This is a genomic window from Sulfitobacter sp. 1A13421, from assembly GCF_043557285.1.
Classification (GTDB): domain Bacteria; phylum Pseudomonadota; class Alphaproteobacteria; order Rhodobacterales; family Rhodobacteraceae; genus Sulfitobacter; species Sulfitobacter faviae.
In genome coordinates, this window is the sequence record NZ_JBIFFQ010000001.1 from 45,631 (window position 1) to 62,236 (window position 16,606).

The window sequence follows — 16,606 nt, forward strand, 5'->3', positions numbered from 1 at the left end:
CGGGTTACACCCGGTCCTTGTCGGCCTTCAGGTCGGTCTTGGGATGGGTGCCCTGATCGGCATGTTCCGGCAGGTCAGCATGGTGCACGTCTTCGACATGTTTGATCTCGTCGCGCTTGTTTTCTTCTTCGCCTTCGCTGATGCCCTTTTTGAAGCTGGTGATGCCCTTGCCGACTTCGCCCATGAGCGAGGAAATCTTGCCACGGCCAAAAAGCACCAGCACGACAACCGCGATCAGCAGCAGGCCCGGCAGTCCGATATTGTTCAACATGTCTGTTCTCCCATCAGGTTTGGCGCGGTCTGGTCGCGCCGGTCTGGACTGTGATAGCGGGCGGCGCCGGGACCATGAAGGGGCAATGCGGCGGATGGGCGGTGCGGCGGGCGAAGGACTGCCGATTTTCGGGCGTGCAATTCCAGTTGTGACATGTTTTTGTCAGGAGCGTCAGGAGGCAGCATGGTATCAGCGAAAACCGAAGATCGGCTTGTCCGGCTGATCGACAGGCTGCGGGATGGGCGGCTGCACCGGGCCGAGGATCTGGCCCGGCAGTTCGGCGTCTCCCCCCGCACGATCTACCGCGATATGGGCAAGCTCAGCGCGGCGGGCCTGTCCATCGCTGGGACGCGGGGCGAAGGCTATCGGATCATCCCTGCGATCACCCTGCCCCCGCTGACCCTGACGGCGGCGGAGGTGGAGGCGCTGAACCTCGGCCTTGCCGTGGCAGCAGAGGTGGGCGACCCCGCCCTGCAAGCCGCGGCAGAGGCATTGGCCGCCAAATTCGACGCGGTGCTGCCGACCGAGACCATTGCCGAGGGCGCCGCATGGGCGCAGGCGCTGAGGTCGCAGGGCAAAGCCACGCGGGTTTTCACCCATCTGCCGGTGCTGCGCGCGGCCGTGCAGGCCCGTCAAAAGCTGCGGATTGCGGTGATCGGCGAAGCTCCGCAGGTGGTACGCCCGCTTGAGGTGCGCAATTGGGGGCGGTTCTGGCTGCTGACGGCCTGGAGCGAGGGGGCGGCGGATTTCGTGACCCTGCCGCTTGATCAGATTGAGAGCGCTGAGCCGCTACCGGAGTTGTTCGTGGACGAGCCGGGCAGAACGCTCGCGGACCATCGCCCCTAACCCCAGATCAACGCCGCCTCAGCCCTTCAATCGCCAGCCGGTTTGCGGGGGCAAAAACGCCTCGACACTGGCCTGCGCGATCACGATGGTATCCTGTTCCGTGGCTACATTCAGCCCGCCCTTTACCGCGTGCACCTCGGCGCGACCGCGCGGCAGTTTGGCCACCAGCGCGTCGACATCCACCTTCTCAGGCTCTTGCACCGCGACGGTGACCTGCACGCGCATCTGATCTGGCGTCACCTCCAGCGCGCCGAACAGCGGTAGGGAAGAATGGCGCAGGGCATCCTCGATCGCGCGGGCGGCGGCCTTGGTATAGTCCATCCCATGCAGATCGTTGCCCATGCCCATTTCGATGATGATCCGCTGCTCAGCCATCGGCACGCTCCATCTCGAAGCCGACGGAAAGCGCCACATTGGCCATGACCGTTGGGTTCCCTTCCCCTTCGGGGCGCGGCACGTCGAGACCACCGTGATGCAGCTTCACCGTCACCTCGCCATAGGGAAAGACCGCGCGCAGCGCCTCGGCATCCACCAAATCGGGGCGCTGCACGCCCACGTCGAGGGTGATGCGCATGGCCGATTTATCGAAACCGAAAAGCTCGGCCAGATTGATCGAATTGTGCCACAGCGCATCCTGCACCGCACGTTTCGCGGCCTGCGTATAGTCACCGCGGCGCAGGGAGGAGCCCATGCCGAATTCTACCAACAGCGGCTTCATGAGGTCACCGGAAAGACAAAGCAACGGTCGCGGCGCACGGTCAGCCACATGACGGCGCCGGGTTGCGGCAGAAAGACATTGGGCACCGTGGCCTTGAGCCGCGATCCGTCCTCTTCCAACATAAACTCCACGAGGCTTTCGTTGCCCATGAAACGCGCGCGTTCCACCACCGCCCGGGCCGGTGTGCCATCGGACGCCGTCGGGCGCGGCCCCTTGCCCGCCCGGTCAAAATCGATGCGCAGGTGTTGCGGGCGAAAGACGATATTTACGGGCGTGCCGTCGGGCACCCCGGGGGCAAGGAATTGGCCAAAGACCGTATCGGCCAATGCCCCGGTCACCGTGGCCTCAAGCACATTGGCATCGCTGAAAAAGGCGACGGAGGCACGGTCCACGGGCCGCGTATAGACGTTGTAGGGCGCGCCTTGCTGCACGATCTTGCCGTCGCGCATCAGGGCGATCTCATCGGCCATGCGCATCGCCTCGTCCGGCTCATGGGTGACCAGCAAAACGGCGGTGTCCTCTTCCTTGAGGATGCTCAGCGTCTCGTCGCGGATGCCATCGCGCAGGCGGTTGTCGAGGCCGGAAAACGGCTCATCCATCAGCATGATACGCGGCTGCGGCGCCAGCGCGCGGGCCAGCGCCACGCGCTGCTGCTCCCCGCCCGAAAGCTGGTGCGGATAGCCGTCGATATAGCGCAGCAGGTCCACCCGTTCGAGCAGTTCTTCGATCCGCGCGCGTTTCTCCTCGCGCGTGCCTTTCTTGAGGCCAAAGCCCACGTTGTCGGCCACGCTTAGATGCGGGAACAGGGCGAAATCCTGAAACATCAAGCCGATCTCGCGCCGCTCGGGCGGGACGCGGAACATGGTGTCGCAGATCAGTTTGCCGTCGACATGGATCGTGCCGCTGTCTTGCATCTCAACGCCCGCGATCATGCGCAACGTGGTGGATTTGCCGCAGCCCGAGGGGCCAAGCAGGCAGGTCACCTGCCCCGGCAAGATCTGCAAAGATACGTCATCGACCACCTGCCGCCCGCCATAGGCGCGGCGCAGGTTGCGAATTTCCAGACGGGGGGTGGGGTCACTCATGGCGGCTGCGGTATCCGATCAAATCGCTCGGAAACCCAGCTATCAGCCCCGCCGCGCCCCCGCAAGCACCGCCGCGAACCCGGCCAGCAGCACGAAGATGCAGATCACCAACAATTGCTCATATTTATGCCCCTCGGGTAGAAGTGCCGCGACCCATCCCCAGCCCCGCGCGAAATAAGCCGCAGCCCCCAGCATCGCGGCGGCAAAGGCGGCAAGGTAGCTCCAGACCGGGATCGCGCGCCCCGCCACCAGCCCCACCAGCAGCACCGGGGTAAGGAACATCGACGCGGTGCCGCTCACCGCCACGGCATCAAAGAGGGTGGCGTTGCCCCAAAGCGTCAGCAGCGCGCCAAGCGCCATGAACCCCGCCATCACCAGCCGCCCGCCCTTCAAGCTGCGCGGCGCAATGCGCCATTCCTCAACCATCAGCCGCGCGGCAGAGGCGAGCGCCGAGTCGAGCGTCGACAGCGCCGAGACCAGCAGCGACAGCATCAGCGCCACGAAAATCCAGCCCGGGAACATTTGCCCCCATGTGCCGATCAACTCACCCTCATAGGCCGCGCCGGTCAGGCTGGCTTGGACGCCAAAAAAGCCAAAGCCGATGATGCAAAGCGTCGAAATCCAGAACGCATGAAGGAAGGACGCCCGCGTGGTCGCCTTATCCGCCAGAAAGCCGCGGTCCATCATCACCGGGTCATGCGCCGGGTAGGAAAAGACCTGCAACAGCGCCACGACCAAGAGCACCCAGCCGTTGTAGGGGCCAGAGACGCCCGGCGCGCTTAGCACCGGGCCAAGCTCGAACCCCGGGCTCAGCAGCAGCGCTCCGAGCGCAAGGCCGAAGACAACGAGAAAGACCAGCATCTGCACCACATCCGTGCGCAGCGCGGCGGAAAGCCCGCCCCACGCCGAATAGCCAAAGCCAAGGGCGGCGACGATCAGAACAGCCAGCGTACCCGACCCGGGCCAGACGGCCTCGAAAATCAGCGCGACGACCAAGAGATTGGCAAAAACCTCGGAGAGCAGCCGCAGCCCGATCACGAGGTTATAGGCCGCCGTGCCCGCGCTCCCGAAATGCCCCGCCAGCCAGTCCTGCACCGACCGCGCGCCGCCGCGCCGCAGGTGGCCGACGATGAAACCGCCCGTCAGGAAAGACCCGTAATAGGCCGCATAGGCCAGCGTGCCCGCGATGCCGTAGAAATAGCCCAAGATCGCCGCGTTCATCAGGCTGCGGGCGAAAATCCATGTGGTGACTTGGCTCAGCACCAGCACCCAAAGCCCCGGTGCGCGGCCCGCCGCATTGGCCCCGCCAAAAAAGCCCTCGACCGTCGCGCGGCGCGGTGCCACCAAGAGACTGGCAAGGATCACGGCTGCGAAAAGAAGGACAAGAACAGTGGTTTGCATGGGCGGCGGACCTTTTGCGAGAAGCTAATCCACAAGGGTTAGCCGCCGCTTGCAATCCGGGCCAGCACTGAAACCGCTGCTGTCAGGAATGTGATCCGCCGCGACGGGTCATGGCCGGGACGCGCGCCCCGGCCATGGAGGGTTTACATGGTCAGATTGGTGCCGCCGCCATCCAACAGCAGGTTCTGCCCCACGATGAAGCCCGCGTGCTGCGAACAAAGGAAGGCACAGGTCGCGCCGAACTCCTCACGGGTGCCATAGCGCCCCGCGGGGATGCCCGCCTGCCGCTCCGCGCGGGCTTCGTCCAGCGTGATGCCCTTTTGCTTAACCACATTGGCGTCGAGCGAATCTGCCCGGTCGGTCGCATGAATGCCCGGCAGAAGGTTGTTAATCGTAACCCCCTTGCCCGCGACCTGCCGCGCGGTGCCCGCGACATAGCCGGTAAGCCCGGTGCGGGCGGAGTTGCTGAGCCCCAGAACGGGGATCGGCGCGCGCACCGACTGGCTGGTGATGTTCACGACCCGGCCCCAGCCTCGCTCCATCATTCCAGGCACTAGGGCTTTGATCAGCGCGATGGGGGCCAGCATATTGGCGTCGAGCGCCTTGATGAAATCCTCGCGGTCCCAATCCTGCCACATGCCGGGAGGGGGGCCACCCGCGTTATTGACCAGAATGTCACAGCCCTCTGCCGCCTTGATGACCAGCGCCTGACCCTCTTCCGTGGCCACATCCGCCGCGACGGTGGTGACCTCGACGCCGTGTTCCTGACGGATGCGCTCGGCCGAGGCCTCAAGCGCCTCTGCGCCGCGGGCGTTCATCACAAGGTTCACCCCTGCCGCCGCCAGCGCCTCGGCGCAGCCAAGGCCGAGCCCCTTGGACGAAGCACAGACCAGCGCCTTCTTCCCTTTGATTCCCAAATCCATTTTGATTCCTCCTATGCATTTGCATATGCCTACCACGCCGCGCCGCCAATGCCAGCAAATCACCCGAGCCTTGACCCATCCGGGCCACAATTCTAGCCTATCTCACTGGCGAAAGCCCCAGAACCAAAGGCCCGTCATGTCCCCCAGCCGCACCGCCCCCGCACAGAACCTCGCCGTCTACCGCGCCGGGCAATTCCGCGCGAGCGATGGGGCAAACATGGGCGATGCGCTGTCCTTTGCCGCCGAATTGGTCCTCGATGATGTCTATGAGTTGGACCGCACGGCAGAGCCGCAGCGCCTGTCTCTGCTAACCCTGCCCGGCGATCAATTCCGCCTTACTGAGGATACCGGCGTGGGCCGCCCCGGGGGCGATCTGCATCTCGACAGCCTGCTGACGCTGATGTCGCCCGACGGGCAGACCCAAGAGGCGCTGCTGCTGGTGGAGGTCGATCAACACGGGCACGCGGCAGAGGTTTACCTTTTGCCGTTTGGCCCGCTGACACCGCAGACGGGCTACCGGATCGTGGGCATCGACACCCAGACCGCGCGGCAAAAATTCGGTCAGCTGGCCTGCGTCTCTTTCACGCGCGGCACCCATATCTCGCTCAGCACGGGTGAATTGCGGCCTATCGAAGACCTGCGCGTGGGGGACCGTATCCTGACCCGCGACGACGGGGTGCAAACCCTGCGCTGGATCGGGCAAAGCACCCTGCGCGCGGTCGGCGAATTTGCCCCGATCCGCATCCGCGCAGGCACGCTCAACAACGAACACGACCTGATCGTCAGCCCCGATCACCGGCTGTTCTTCTATCAACGCAGCGATGAGATGGGCGCGGGCCGGTCCGAATTGCTGGTCAAGGCGCGGCATCTGGTCAACGGCGACAGCGTGACGGTGCAGGACGGTGGATTCGTCGACTACTTCCAACTGCTCTTTGACGGGCATCAGATCATCTATGCCGAAGGCATCGCCGCCGAATCCATGTTGGTCGACAGCCGCACCCGGTCGGTCCTGCCGCCGGAAATGTCCGAAGCCTTGGGCGAGGTGATCCCCGGCCATTCCGATCTGCCCCATGCCGGGCTCGATCTGGCAGAGGCACTGCTTGACCGCCCCGACGCGGCGGCGCTGCTGCGCAAAGCCTCAACCCGTTAAGGCGCCTCGACGGCGTAGTGGAACTCCTCCCGGACGATCTTGCCGTCTTTGACGTGGTAAACGCCGATCTCTTCCATCTGGAACCGCTCACCGCTTTGCTTGTCGGTGGCATCGACCTTGAACATCGCGCTGAACTGGCTGTCGCCAAAGTAGAACGGGCCGATCACCTCGGTGCTATGTTCCTCCATCGCGTTCTCCCACCAATCGTGCTTGCCATGGATTGCCTTGACCCCATGGGTCTCTCGCCCCTGCCCGCCCATATCGGCCGCCTCGACCGAGACGGCATCGTCGGCATAGAGCCGATCAAGGTTCGCACGCACTTGGGCGTTCCCCGCACGGCAGCCCGCGACCAATTCGCGGGCAATCTCTTTCAGTTCCATCGCATCCCCTCCATGTACCCCTTATGTTCTCACCCTACGCCACCCAGCGATTCGCAGCAATGGCCAGATTGCGCCCGGTCGCGGCGCGGCCTATATGGGTCGGATGTTGGACACGCCGCAAAACCGCCCCGCCTTGCCGCCCGAGATCGCGCGCCGTCGCACCTTTGCGATCATCAGCCACCCTGACGCGGGCAAAACCACGCTGACTGAAAAGTTCCTGCTGTTCGGCGGGGCCATTCAGATGGCCGGCCAAGTGCGCGCCAAGGGCGAGGCGCGGCGCACGCGCTCGGACTTCATGGCGATGGAAAAGGACCGGGGTATCTCAGTCTCGGCCTCGGCCATGTCCTTTGACTTCCATAGCGGTGACACCAACTACCGGTTCAACCTCGTCGACACGCCCGGCCACTCGGATTTCTCCGAAGACACCTACCGCACCCTGACGGCAGTGGACGCCGCCGTGATGGTGATCGACGGCGCGAAAGGCGTGGAAAGCCAGACGCAAAAGCTCTTCGAAGTCTGCCGGATGCGCGACCTGCCGATCCTGACCTTCTGTAATAAGATGGACCGGGAAAGCCGCGATACCTTTGAAATCATTGACGAGATTCAGGAAAACCTCGCCATCGACGTGACGCCCGCAAGCTGGCCCATCGGCGTGGGCCGCGATTTCGTGGGCTGCTATGACATGCTGCGCGACCGGCTGGAACTGATGGACCGCGCCGACCGGAACCGCGTCGCCGACAGCATCAAGATCGAAGGGCTTGACGACCCAAAGCTGGCCGAACACGTTCCCGCCGCGCTGCTGGAGAAACTGCGCGAAGACCTTGAAATGGCGCGCGAACTGCTGCCACCGCTGGACCTCAAGGCGATGCACGAAGGCACGCTGACCCCGATCTGGTTCGGCTCGGCGATCAACTCCTTCGGGGTGCGTGAATTGATGGAAGGCATCGCCAAATACGGGCCAGAGCCGCAAATCCAAGCCGCCACCCCACGCCAGATCCTGCCCGAAGAGAAAAAAGTCGCGGGCTTTGTCTTCAAGGTGCAGGCCAATATGGACCCCAAGCACCGCGACCGCGTGGCCTTTGTCCGCCTCGCCTCGGGGCATTTCGAGCGTGGCATGAAAATGACCCATGTGCGCACGAAAAAGCCGATGACGGTGTCCAACCCGGTCATGTTCCTCGCCTCCGACCGCGAGTTGGCCGAGGAGGCTTGGGCCGGCGACATCATCGGCATCCCCAACCACGGGCAGCTGCGCATCGGTGACACGCTGACCCAAGGCGAAGCGCTCCGCGTGAGCGGCATCCCCTCCTTCGCGCCCGAATTGCTGCAATCGGTCCGCGCGGGCGACCCGCTGAAGGCGAAACACCTTGAAAAAGCGCTGATGCAATTCGCCGAAGAAGGTGCTGCAAAAGTGTTCAAACCCTCGATCGGTTCGGGGTTTGTCGTGGGCGTCGTCGGCCAGTTGCAATTCGAAGTGCTCGCCAGCCGGATCGAGTTGGAATATGGCCTGCCGGTTCGGTTTGAGCCGTCTCAGTTCACCTCGGCCCGTTGGGTGAACGGCACGAAGCAAGCCGTTGATAAGTTTATCGATAGCAACAAACAGCACATCGCGCATGACCACGATGGCGACATCGTTTACCTGACCCGCCTGCAATGGGACATCGACCGCGTCGAGCGCGATTACCCGGATGTGAAGCTGACCGCGACCAAGGAAATGATGGTGTAAAACGGCCCGCCCCCGGGGGCAGAAAACCTTGATTTCGGGGCCGATCATGGCATTCTAACCCCAACTGGGGAGACGCGATGCCGACGACGACGAAATGGGGGCTGGTGGCCACGATCCTGGCCCCCGCAGAGGAGATACGACGCTTTGCCGCCTACCATTTGGAGGCGGGCGCGCATCGCCTCTACCTATACCTCGATGCCGAAAACCCAGAGGCTTTCCAAAGCCTGAAGGCCCATCCGAAAATCCGTGTCACCACCTGCGATGAGGCCTATTGGCAAAGGCTCTGCGGCAAACGTCCGCAAAAGCACCAAGTCCGTCAAAGCCAGAACGCGACCCGCGCCTATAGCCGGGCGGATGATGTGGATTGGTTGATCCATATGGATGTGGACGAATTCCTCGTCTCTGACCGCCCGGTGCACGAGGTGCTCGCCACCCTGCCCCCGGCACAAAAAATCACCCGCATCCGCCCGATGGAGGCTTTGGCTGGGGATGGCACGGCCTTCAAAGCCTTCATTCCGAACGGCCCCGAGCGCGCCCAGATCGTCTCGGCGCTTTACCCGACCTATGGTGATTACGTCAAAGGTGGCTTTCTGAGCCATCTGGCCGGGAAAGTTTTCGTTCGCACCGGGATGGCGGAGGTGCGGCTCCAGATCCACAACGCTTTTCAGCACGATACGATGATCGACGGGCCAGAGCAGCAGCCCGGCATTGATCTTGCGCATCTTCACGCGAAAAGCTGGCCGGAGTGGCTCGCCGCCTATCGCTACCGGCTGGAAAAAGGCTCCTACCGCGCCGATCTGGCCCCGAACCGCCCCCGCGATCGCGGCGGATTGTCGATGCATGAACTCTTTTCCATGATCGAATCCGAAGGGGGTGAGCCGGGATTGCGCGCCTTTTTTGATGAGGTCTGCGCCGATACGCCTGAACTGCGCGAAACGTTAAATGCCCACGGTCTGCTGCGTCTCGCTGATCTCGACCTTGATGCAAAGGTGTCGCGCCATTTCCCAAGTTAAGCGCCTGAGAGGGCAAGTGTTTGACGGCTGGGCCGCAACTTGCTATGCGCTTTCGCAACATGCCGCGGCAAATGCCGCCCCTTGGGCCATTCGGGCCGGCTTGTATTGCTGCCGCGGGCCAAGTCAGTGTCCGCTCAACTCGGACGCACATGACAAAATTTACCGATCTGAACCTGAATGCCAAGGTCCTCAAAGCTATTGATGAGGCTGGCTACGAATCGCCCACACCTATTCAGGCGGGCGCCATTCCCCCCGCTCTTGAAGGTCGTGACGTTTTGGGCATCGCCCAGACCGGCACCGGCAAGACAGCCAGCTTCACGCTGCCGATGCTGTCACTTCTCGCCCGTGGCCGGGCGCGCGCGCGGATGCCGCGGAGCCTCGTGCTCTGCCCCACGCGGGAACTCGCCGCTCAGGTGGCCGAGAACTTTGACACCTATTCCAAGCATCTGAAACTGACCAAGGCGCTGCTCATCGGCGGAGTCTCGTTCAAGGAGCAGGACAAGCTGATCGACAAGGGCGTCGACGTGCTGATCGCCACACCGGGCCGCTTGCTTGATCATTTCGAGCGTGGCAAGCTGATCCTGTCGGACGTCAAGGTCATGGTCGTGGACGAAGCTGACCGGATGCTCGACATGGGCTTTATCCCTGACATTGAGCGGATCTTTGGCCTCACGCCCTTCACCCGGCAAACGCTGTTCTTCTCGGCCACCATGGCGCCCGAGATCGAGCGGATCACCAACACCTTCCTCAGCAACCCTGAGCGGATCGAAGTGGCGCGTCAGGCGACCACGAGCGAGAATATCGAACAAGGCGTCGTCATGTTCAAAGGCTCGCGCAAGGACCGCGAGGCGAGCGAGAAGCGCAAACTGCTCCGCCTGCTGATCGATGCCGAAGGCGAGAAATGCACCAATGCGATCATCTTCTGCAACCGCAAGATGGACGTGGATATCGTCGCGAAATCGCTGAAGAAATACGGATATGACGCGGCCCCGATCCACGGCGATCTGGACCAGAGCCAGCGAACCCGCACGCTCGAAGGGTTCCGGGGTGGCGAGCTGCGCTTCCTTGTGGCTTCCGACGTTGCCGCGCGTGGCCTTGATGTGCCAAGCGTGAGCCATGTCTTCAACTTCGACGTGCCGAGCCATGCCGAAGACTACGTTCACCGCATTGGCCGCACCGGCCGCGCGGGCCGCGATGGCAAGGCGATCATGATCTGCCAGCCGCGCGACGAAAAGAACTTCGAGGATGTCGAGCGTTTGGTGCAAAAGGAAATCCCGCGCATCGAAAACCCGCTTGGCAAAGCCAAACCCGCCGAGGAGACCTCCGACGCACCGGCCAAGTCCGATGACAAGCCCAAGCGGACCCGCTCTCGCAGCCGCAAGGCCGACAAGCCCGTTGAGGCACCCGCCGAGGACAAGCAACCGCAGGCCGAGAAGGCTGAGGCCAAGGTCGACGCTAAAACCGACGACAAAGCGCAGCCCGAAAAGGCAGAGGCCGCGCAGGGCGAGCGCAAGTCGGGCCGCGGCAACAAGGACGAGAAGAAGTCGCGCGGCGGACGTGGCCGGGGCGACAAACGTGGCGGCAACGACAACCGTGTCGTCGGTCTGGGCGATCACACGCCAGACTTCATCGGTTTAAGCTTCCGCGAACGCATCTGAACCGCACCACAGCGGGCATGAATTCGCCGCCGATCCTCGCCGGGATTGGCGGCTTTTTCGTCTGTGCTATGTGAGGGGAAACCACTCACATAGGACCATCATGCTGCGCCCCGCCCTCTTCGCCCTCGCCCTTGCCCTGACCGCCCTTACAGCCGCCCCCGCCAGCGCCGAACGCTGCCGGGCCGAGGTCAATGGCGCCGAAGTTGTGGTGGAGGCCGAAAATTTCGCCAATTTCGCCGAAGAGGTCGGCACCCGCGAGCGTCTGATGAATTGGCCCGCGCGGAAGTGGAGCAAGCTTTGGGGCACGCCGCCCGCCTGCGACAGCGGAGTGCTGTTCGACTACCTCGCCACCACTGTGCCGCTGGATCAGATCGACGGCTATTGCCTGACCGCCACGCCCGAAGACGGGCATTTCCTGATCCCCGGCGCGCGGAACTATCGCGGCTATTGCAAGAAGACCTTCTGCGAGCGGGTGAACACCACCAAGGAAGAGACCGTCGAGATCAGCAAGAACATCGCGCGCTCCGCCGTGGACAGGCTCAGCCAGCCGGAGAACCTCCGCGCCGTGGCACATAAATCGGGGGCGTTCATTTTGACGGGAGGGGCCTCTGCCCTCAGCGCCAATTTGGCGACGACAGGCAGCACGCTGGCCACTGCCCTGTCGACCCCCGCCGCCCTTGCGGCCACGGGGGTAAGCGTGGTCGCGGTGGGCGGCGCGGTCTATATGTGCAGCGGTGACGCGGAGGTCAGCTCAGACGGCTGACCACCACGGTGACTTCGGGCTTCTTGCCGATTTCGTCATAGGACGACTGCCGCGCGACCTTTTTCAAACCGTCATTCAGCTTGTCGTCATCCCGCAGGGTGGCGGCTTTCTGGCGGTTCAGCCATTGGCTGAGGTCTTGTTCCAGCACATCCACGAGCGGCGCGTTGGAGCGGCCCGTTTCCGGCAGCCCCATCAGATCGACCCAAGGCTCGCCCAAAGGCTCGTCATCGGTATCGAGGATCAGCGTCACCGTGGCATGGCCGTTCAGCGCCATGCGGATACGGTCGCGGATCACACCATCCAGCGCACCAACCTGAACCGAACCGTCCAGATACATGCGGCCTGTGTCGACATGTTCGACCACCTTGGGCTGGTTGCCCGACAGGTCCACCATCATGCCGTTCACCGCCAGAACGCCGGTGATGCCCTTGGTATCGGCGATCTTGACGTGTTCGCGCAGGTGGCGATGCTCCCCATGCATGGGGATCAGAACCTGAGGTTTCACGATGGCATGCAGCGTTTCAAGATCGGGGCGGTTGGCATGGCCTGAGACGTGATAGAGGCCCGAGGAGTCGTCGACGACATCGACGCCCTTTTCCGAGAACTGGTTGATGATGCCGATCACGCCACGCTCATTGCCCGGAATGGTTTTCGACGAAAAGAGGAAGAGATCGCCCTCTTTCAACTCGATCCCCTGATACTTGCCCCGGGCCAGTTGCGCAGAGGCCGCGCGGCGCTCCCCTTGGCTGCCGGTGACCAGCAACATCAGGTTCTCGCGCGGGATCGCGCGGGCATTCTCGGGCGAAATGACGGGCGGGAAGTCTTTCATCACACCGGTCTGGATCGAGGCTTCGACCATGCGGTTCATCGCACGGCCCAAGAGCACGATCGACCGCCCTGCCCGCGCACCGGCTTCGGCCAGGGTTTTGACCCGCGCCACGTTGGAGGCGAAGGTGGTGGCGACGACCATACCCTCGGCGCTGCTCACCAGCTTTTCGATCTCCGGGCCCACAGTGGCTTCGGAGCGACCGGGATGGGCGGAGAAAACATTCGTGCTGTCGCAGATCAGCGCCTTCACGCCATCCTTGCAAACCTCGGCCCAAAGCGCGTCGTCAAAGGCTTCGCCGACGCCCGGCGTGCGGTCGATCTTGAAATCGCCCGAATGGATCGTGCGCCCCTCGGGCGTGTCGATGACCATGGCGGAGGATTCGGGGATCGAATGCGAGATCGGCAGGAAGCCAACTTTGAACGGGCCTGCGGTGATCTGCTCGGGCCATGCGCTGACGGTGGTGACCGCATCCTCGGGGTGGCCGTGTTCGGACATCTTCCGGCGGGCGATATTGGCAGTAAAGGCGCGCGCATAGATCGGCGCCTTCAGCACCTCATAGGAATGCGCGATGGCGCCGATATGGTCTTCGTGGGCGTGGGTGATAAAGATCGCCTCGATCTGGTCGCGGCGTTCTTTCAGCCAAGTGATGTCGGGCAGGATCAGGTCCACGCCCGGCGTGCTGTCCATATCCGGGAAGGCCACACCGATGTCGACGACGATCAGCCGCTCTTTCCCGGGCTTGCCGTAGCCATAGACATAGGCGTTCATGCCAATTTCACCCGCCCCACCGAGGGGCAGATAGATAAATCGTTCGCTGCTCATATTATTCAGCTTTGTCCTTATTATAATCGTGGATCACGGTCAGCCCGTGCATCGTGAGTTCATCTTGATAATCATCGAACAGGTCGACTGCCTGCTGAAACAGCGGTGCCAGACCCCCCGTGGCGACAACGCGCATGCGTCTTGCACGTTCCGCCCTTATCCGCTCACATATCTCACGAACCAGCCCGACATAACCCCAAAAGACACCGGACTGCATGCAGGCCACCGTATTGGTGCCAATCACCGACGGCGGTTTCGAGATGTCGACATGCGGCAGGGCGGCGGCCGCGTTGTGCAGCGCCTCTAGGCTGAGGTTCACCCCCGGAGCGATCACACCCCCGATATAGGCCCCGTCATCGGCCACCACGTCAAAGGTCGTGGCCGTGCCGAAATCCACCACGATCAGGTCGCCGCCATAGAGATCATAGCCTGCCACGGTGTTCACCAACCGGTCCGGGCCGACCTGCGTCCCCTCGTCCACACGCACGTCGATGGGCAGTGCACAGCCCGGTTTCCCGACAACGAAGGGCCGCGTGTTAAAGTAGCGATCCGCCAGAACGCGCAGGTTGAACACCACCCGCGGCACCGTCGAGCTGATGATCATATCGGTGATGTCGGCGTCGATATTCTGAAGCCGCATCAGTGTGTTGAGCCAAACGTAATATTGGTCTGCGGTCCGTTTCCATTCGGTCGACGTGCGCCATGTGGCGATGAACGCATCCCCATCCCAGATAGAGAACACGGTGTTGGTATTGCCGCAGTCGATTGCCAGAAGCATGGTGCCTCCCCTCCCCCCGATTTTAGAAAAACACGTCCGCCGCGGTGATGGGCACCGCGCCGTCGCGGGTGCGCAGGATCAGATTGCCTGCGCCGTCTACATCTTCGAAAACGCCGGTCATCTCGTCGCGCATGGTGCGCGCGGTGATGACCTCTCCGAGCCGCGCGGCATGGGCGAGCCACGCCGTGCGGATCGTGCTGAACCCATAGGTCGTGAACTGCTCTTCCAGACCGGCGTATTCCCGCGCAAGCACGTCGAGGAACTCTTCTGCGCCCACATTGCCCCCCGCTTCTCGCAAGGTCACCGCAGGTAAGGCGCGCGCTTCAAGGCTGTCCGCCACCGGTCCATGCGCAAGATTCACGCCGATGCCGATGGCCAGATGCTCACCCACGCTTTCCAACAGAATGCCAGCGACCTTGCCGCCGCGCAGAAGGACGTCATTCGGCCACTTGAGCGCAAAAGCGTCCTCCCGCCCCGTCACAGCCACGAATGCACGGTAAAGCGCGAGCGAGGCCACGAAAGAGCGCAGCGCGGCGACGCCCGGCGCCTCTTTGCGCGGCATCATCAGGGTGGCCGCGAAATTGCCGCGGGGAGTGGCCCAGCTCCGCCCCCGACGCCCGCGCGCCGCCGTCTGCTCCAGCGCCAAGATCCAAGTCGGCGCGGTCAGCTCTTGCTGTAACCGCGCCGCCTCTGAGAGGGTGGAATCGAGCGTGTCATAGACGCGCCGGCCATAGCCTTCCGGCCAAGGGGTCATGCGCGTCCCTGGTCGATCTCGTGCCGCACCGCTCAGTTCACCAGCGATGCCGCTGCCGATGCCGCCAAGCCTTCGACGCCGAACATATTGGCAATACCGACGATCATGATGACGGCAGAGGCCATCAGCACCACGGTCAGCACGCCGCCGTTCTGGTGATCGAGCGTGTCCGAACGCTCTTCGCCGAAGTACATGTAGAAGACGATGCGCAGGTAGTAATAGGCACCGATCACACTGGCGATCACGCCCGCGATGGCCAGCCATGTCATATTGGCGTCATAGGCCGCGCGCAGCACATAGAACTTCCCGAAGAAGCCCAGCATCGGCGGCACGCCCGCAAGGCTGAACAGCAGCACCAGCATCGCCAGCGCCCGGCCCGGGTTGGTCTTGGCATACATGTTGAGCAGGGTAATATCGGTCACCGGCGCGCCGTCTTTCTGCATCAACAGGATAAAGGCGAAGGTGCCGAGGTTCATGGTCACATAGATCGCCATATAGACCAGCATTGCCTGCACGCCAAAAGCGGTGCCCGCGGCTAGCCCCATGAGCGCATAGCCAATATGCGCGATGGAGGAAAAGGCCATCAGACGTTTAATATTGGTCTGACCGATCGCGGCGACCGAGCCAAAGAACATCGACAGAACCGACAGCAGCGCGACGATCTGGGTCCAATCGCCGACGATCTGGCCAAAGGCGTCATGCATCACCCGCGCGAAGAGACCCATCGCCGCAACCTTGGGGGCCGTGGCAAAGAAGGCCGCGATCGGCGTGGGCGCGCCCTCGTAAACGTCCGGTGTCCACATATGGAAGGGCACAGCGGAGACTTTGAAGGCCAGACCGGAGATCAGGAAGACCAGACCAAAGAGCAGGCCAAGCGATGTGCCGCCCGTTTGCGCCGTGGTGATGATGCCCGCGAACAGCGTGGTCCCGGCGTAGCCATAGACCAGCGATGCGCCATAGAGAAGCAAGCCCGAGCTGAGTGCGCCGAGCACGAAATACTTCAAACCCGCTTCCGTGGATTTAACCGAGTCGCGGCGCAGGGAGGCTACAACATAAAGCGCCAGCGATTGCAGCTCGAGGCCCATGTAGAGCGCCATCAGGTCGCCTGCGGAGACCATCATCATCATGCCAACGACGGCCAAGGCCACGAGCATCGGATACTCGAACCGCAGCAAGCCGCGCAGTTTCATATAGTTTTCCGACATGACCAAGACGACAGCGGCCGAAAGCAAGATCGTCACCTTGGCGAAACGCGCGAAAGTGTCGTCGATGAACATGCCGTGGAAGGCGATATTGGTGGTGCCGTCGCCAGACATGGCCACCCAACCGGCCAGCAGCACCATCACCACCGCGGTCACCCAGACGAGCACCCCGGCGGCCTTGTCTTTCGACGTATAGACCGCGCCAAGAAGGCCAAGCAGGGCAAACCCCGCAAGGACGATCTCGGGCAGAATGATGTTCAGATCAGCGGATATCATGCGCCAAGTCCTTC

Annotated in this window: 17 protein-coding genes; 6 read left to right on the forward strand and 11 right to left on the reverse strand. The window is 62.9% G+C overall.

Annotated elements, in window-relative coordinates; all coding sequences use genetic code 11:
- Nucleotides 1–4 precede the first annotated feature (4 nt).
- Nucleotides 5–271: a twin-arginine translocase TatA/TatE family subunit gene (locus ACGYLI_RS00285; RefSeq protein WP_067268177.1), complete on the reverse strand. Its 267-nt coding sequence runs from the start codon at nt 269–271 to the stop codon at nt 5–7.
- Nucleotides 272–454: 183 nt separating this feature from the next.
- On the opposite strand from ACGYLI_RS00285, the gene ACGYLI_RS00290 reads away from it, so the two are divergent.
- A complete protein-coding gene (locus ACGYLI_RS00290; protein ID WP_394416229.1) occupies nt 455–1,117 on the forward strand; it encodes a helix-turn-helix transcriptional regulator in 663 nt (220 codons plus the stop codon).
- An 18-nt stretch (nt 1,118–1,135) separates the two neighbouring features.
- Here the strand turns inward: ACGYLI_RS00290 and ACGYLI_RS00295 are convergent, their stop codons facing one another.
- The 5 genes from ACGYLI_RS00295 to ACGYLI_RS00315 form a co-directional block, all read right to left on the reverse strand.
- A complete protein-coding gene (locus ACGYLI_RS00295; protein WP_394416231.1) occupies nt 1,136–1,492 on the reverse strand; it encodes a Lin0512 family protein in 357 nt (118 codons plus the stop codon).
- Entirely contained in the window at nt 1,485–1,835 is a 351-nt protein-coding gene (locus ACGYLI_RS00300; RefSeq protein WP_271687623.1) for a Lin0512 family protein, read from the reverse strand. The genes ACGYLI_RS00295 and ACGYLI_RS00300 overlap by 8 nt, the downstream gene beginning before the upstream one ends.
- Nucleotides 1,832–2,920 carry an ABC transporter ATP-binding protein gene (locus ACGYLI_RS00305; RefSeq protein WP_394416233.1) on the reverse strand — a complete coding sequence of 363 codons (1,089 nt, stop codon included), beginning with the start codon at nt 2,918–2,920 and terminating at the stop codon, nt 1,832–1,834. The genes ACGYLI_RS00300 and ACGYLI_RS00305 overlap by 4 nt, the downstream gene beginning before the upstream one ends.
- Nucleotides 2,921–2,962: 42 nt before the next feature.
- Nucleotides 2,963–4,321 (reverse strand): sodium:proline symporter, encoded by a 1,359-nt coding sequence (locus ACGYLI_RS00310; RefSeq protein ID WP_394416235.1) that lies wholly within the window; start codon nt 4,319–4,321, stop codon nt 2,963–2,965.
- A 143-nt stretch (nt 4,322–4,464) separates the two neighbouring features.
- Nucleotides 4,465–5,244, reverse strand: coding sequence for an SDR family oxidoreductase (locus tag ACGYLI_RS00315; RefSeq protein ID WP_322327929.1), 780 nt, complete (start codon nt 5,242–5,244; stop codon nt 4,465–4,467).
- 136 nt (nt 5,245–5,380) lie between these two features.
- On the opposite strand from ACGYLI_RS00315, the gene ACGYLI_RS00320 reads away from it, so the two are divergent.
- Nucleotides 5,381–6,394: a Hint domain-containing protein gene (locus tag ACGYLI_RS00320; protein WP_394416237.1), complete on the forward strand. Its 1,014-nt coding sequence runs from the start codon at nt 5,381–5,383 to the stop codon at nt 6,392–6,394.
- Here the strand turns inward: ACGYLI_RS00320 and ACGYLI_RS00325 are convergent.
- The gene (locus tag ACGYLI_RS00325; protein ID WP_394416239.1) at nt 6,391–6,774 is read right to left on the reverse strand and encodes a SnoaL-like domain-containing protein; all 384 of its coding nucleotides are present in this window, start codon (nt 6,772–6,774) and stop codon (nt 6,391–6,393) included. The two genes, ACGYLI_RS00320 and ACGYLI_RS00325, sit on opposite strands and share 4 nt — an antisense overlap.
- Before the next feature lie 103 nt (nt 6,775–6,877).
- Here ACGYLI_RS00325 and ACGYLI_RS00330 point away from each other — a divergent pair, with 103 nt between their 5' ends.
- From ACGYLI_RS00330 to ACGYLI_RS00345, 4 genes are all read left to right on the forward strand, one after another.
- Nucleotides 6,878–8,497 carry a peptide chain release factor 3 gene (locus ACGYLI_RS00330; protein ID WP_067268179.1) on the forward strand — a complete coding sequence of 540 codons (1,620 nt, stop codon included), beginning with the start codon at nt 6,878–6,880 and terminating at the stop codon, nt 8,495–8,497.
- Nucleotides 8,498–8,574: 77 nt separating this feature from the next.
- Nucleotides 8,575–9,510, forward strand: coding sequence for a glycosyltransferase family 2 protein (locus ACGYLI_RS00335; protein ID WP_394416241.1), 936 nt, complete (start codon nt 8,575–8,577; stop codon nt 9,508–9,510).
- 149 nt (nt 9,511–9,659) lie between these two features.
- Entirely contained in the window at nt 9,660–11,168 is a 1,509-nt protein-coding gene (locus ACGYLI_RS00340; protein WP_394416243.1) for a DEAD/DEAH box helicase, read from the forward strand.
- A gap of 100 nt (nt 11,169–11,268) precedes the next feature.
- Nucleotides 11,269–11,931: a hypothetical protein gene (locus ACGYLI_RS00345; protein WP_394416245.1), complete on the forward strand. Its 663-nt coding sequence runs from the start codon at nt 11,269–11,271 to the stop codon at nt 11,929–11,931.
- On the opposite strand, the gene ACGYLI_RS00350 is transcribed toward ACGYLI_RS00345, so the two are convergent.
- The 4 genes from ACGYLI_RS00350 to nuoN are packed head-to-tail and all read right to left on the reverse strand — an operon-like array spanning nt 11,915 to nt 16,592.
- Nucleotides 11,915–13,582, reverse strand: a complete 1,668-nt coding sequence (locus ACGYLI_RS00350; protein ID WP_394416247.1) for a ribonuclease J — start codon at nt 13,580–13,582, stop codon at nt 11,915–11,917. The two genes, ACGYLI_RS00345 and ACGYLI_RS00350, sit on opposite strands and share 17 nt — an antisense overlap.
- A 1-nt stretch (nt 13,583) precedes the next feature.
- Nucleotides 13,584–14,360, reverse strand: coding sequence for a type III pantothenate kinase (locus tag ACGYLI_RS00355; protein ID WP_394416249.1), 777 nt, complete (start codon nt 14,358–14,360; stop codon nt 13,584–13,586).
- Between the two features lie 22 nt (nt 14,361–14,382).
- Complete coding sequence (locus ACGYLI_RS00360; RefSeq protein WP_394416251.1) at nt 14,383–15,114, reverse strand: biotin--[acetyl-CoA-carboxylase] ligase; 732 nt, start codon at nt 15,112–15,114, stop codon at nt 14,383–14,385.
- Between the two features lie 32 nt (nt 15,115–15,146).
- Nucleotides 15,147–16,592 (reverse strand): NADH-quinone oxidoreductase subunit NuoN, encoded by a 1,446-nt coding sequence (gene nuoN / locus ACGYLI_RS00365; protein ID WP_394416253.1) that lies wholly within the window; start codon nt 16,590–16,592, stop codon nt 15,147–15,149.
- Between the last annotated feature and the right edge of the window lie 14 nt (nt 16,593–16,606).

Bases quoted from the DNA above. Each gene is read 5' to 3' on its own strand.
- ACGYLI_RS00285 (WP_067268177.1), bottom strand. From the start codon at position 271: ATGTTGAACAATATCGGACTGCCGGGCCTGCTGCTGATCGCGGTTGTC.
- ACGYLI_RS00290 (WP_394416229.1), top strand. From the start codon at position 455: ATGGTATCAGCGAAAACCGAAGATCGGCTTGTCCGGCTGATCGACAGG.
- ACGYLI_RS00295 (WP_394416231.1), bottom strand. From the start codon at position 1,492: ATGGCTGAGCAGCGGATCATCATCGAAATGGGCATGGGCAACGATCTG.
- ACGYLI_RS00300 (WP_271687623.1), bottom strand. From the start codon at position 1,835: ATGAAGCCGCTGTTGGTAGAATTCGGCATGGGCTCCTCCCTGCGCCGC.
- ACGYLI_RS00305 (WP_394416233.1), bottom strand. From the start codon at position 2,920: ATGAGTGACCCCACCCCCCGTCTGGAAATTCGCAACCTGCGCCGCGCC.
- ACGYLI_RS00310 (WP_394416235.1), bottom strand. From the start codon at position 4,321: ATGCAAACCACTGTTCTTGTCCTTCTTTTCGCAGCCGTGATCCTTGCC.
- ACGYLI_RS00315 (WP_322327929.1), bottom strand. From the start codon at position 5,244: ATGGATTTGGGAATCAAAGGGAAGAAGGCGCTGGTCTGTGCTTCGTCC.
- ACGYLI_RS00320 (WP_394416237.1), top strand. From the start codon at position 5,381: ATGTCCCCCAGCCGCACCGCCCCCGCACAGAACCTCGCCGTCTACCGC.
- ACGYLI_RS00325 (WP_394416239.1), bottom strand. From the start codon at position 6,774: ATGGAACTGAAAGAGATTGCCCGCGAATTGGTCGCGGGCTGCCGTGCG.
- ACGYLI_RS00330 (WP_067268179.1), top strand. From the start codon at position 6,878: ATGTTGGACACGCCGCAAAACCGCCCCGCCTTGCCGCCCGAGATCGCG.
- ACGYLI_RS00335 (WP_394416241.1), top strand. From the start codon at position 8,575: ATGCCGACGACGACGAAATGGGGGCTGGTGGCCACGATCCTGGCCCCC.
- ACGYLI_RS00340 (WP_394416243.1), top strand. From the start codon at position 9,660: ATGACAAAATTTACCGATCTGAACCTGAATGCCAAGGTCCTCAAAGCT.
- ACGYLI_RS00345 (WP_394416245.1), top strand. From the start codon at position 11,269: ATGCTGCGCCCCGCCCTCTTCGCCCTCGCCCTTGCCCTGACCGCCCTT.
- ACGYLI_RS00350 (WP_394416247.1), bottom strand. From the start codon at position 13,582: ATGAGCAGCGAACGATTTATCTATCTGCCCCTCGGTGGGGCGGGTGAA.
- ACGYLI_RS00355 (WP_394416249.1), bottom strand. From the start codon at position 14,360: ATGCTTCTGGCAATCGACTGCGGCAATACCAACACCGTGTTCTCTATC.
- ACGYLI_RS00360 (WP_394416251.1), bottom strand. From the start codon at position 15,114: ATGACCCCTTGGCCGGAAGGCTATGGCCGGCGCGTCTATGACACGCTC.
- nuoN (WP_394416253.1), bottom strand. From the start codon at position 16,592: ATGATATCCGCTGATCTGAACATCATTCTGCCCGAGATCGTCCTTGCG.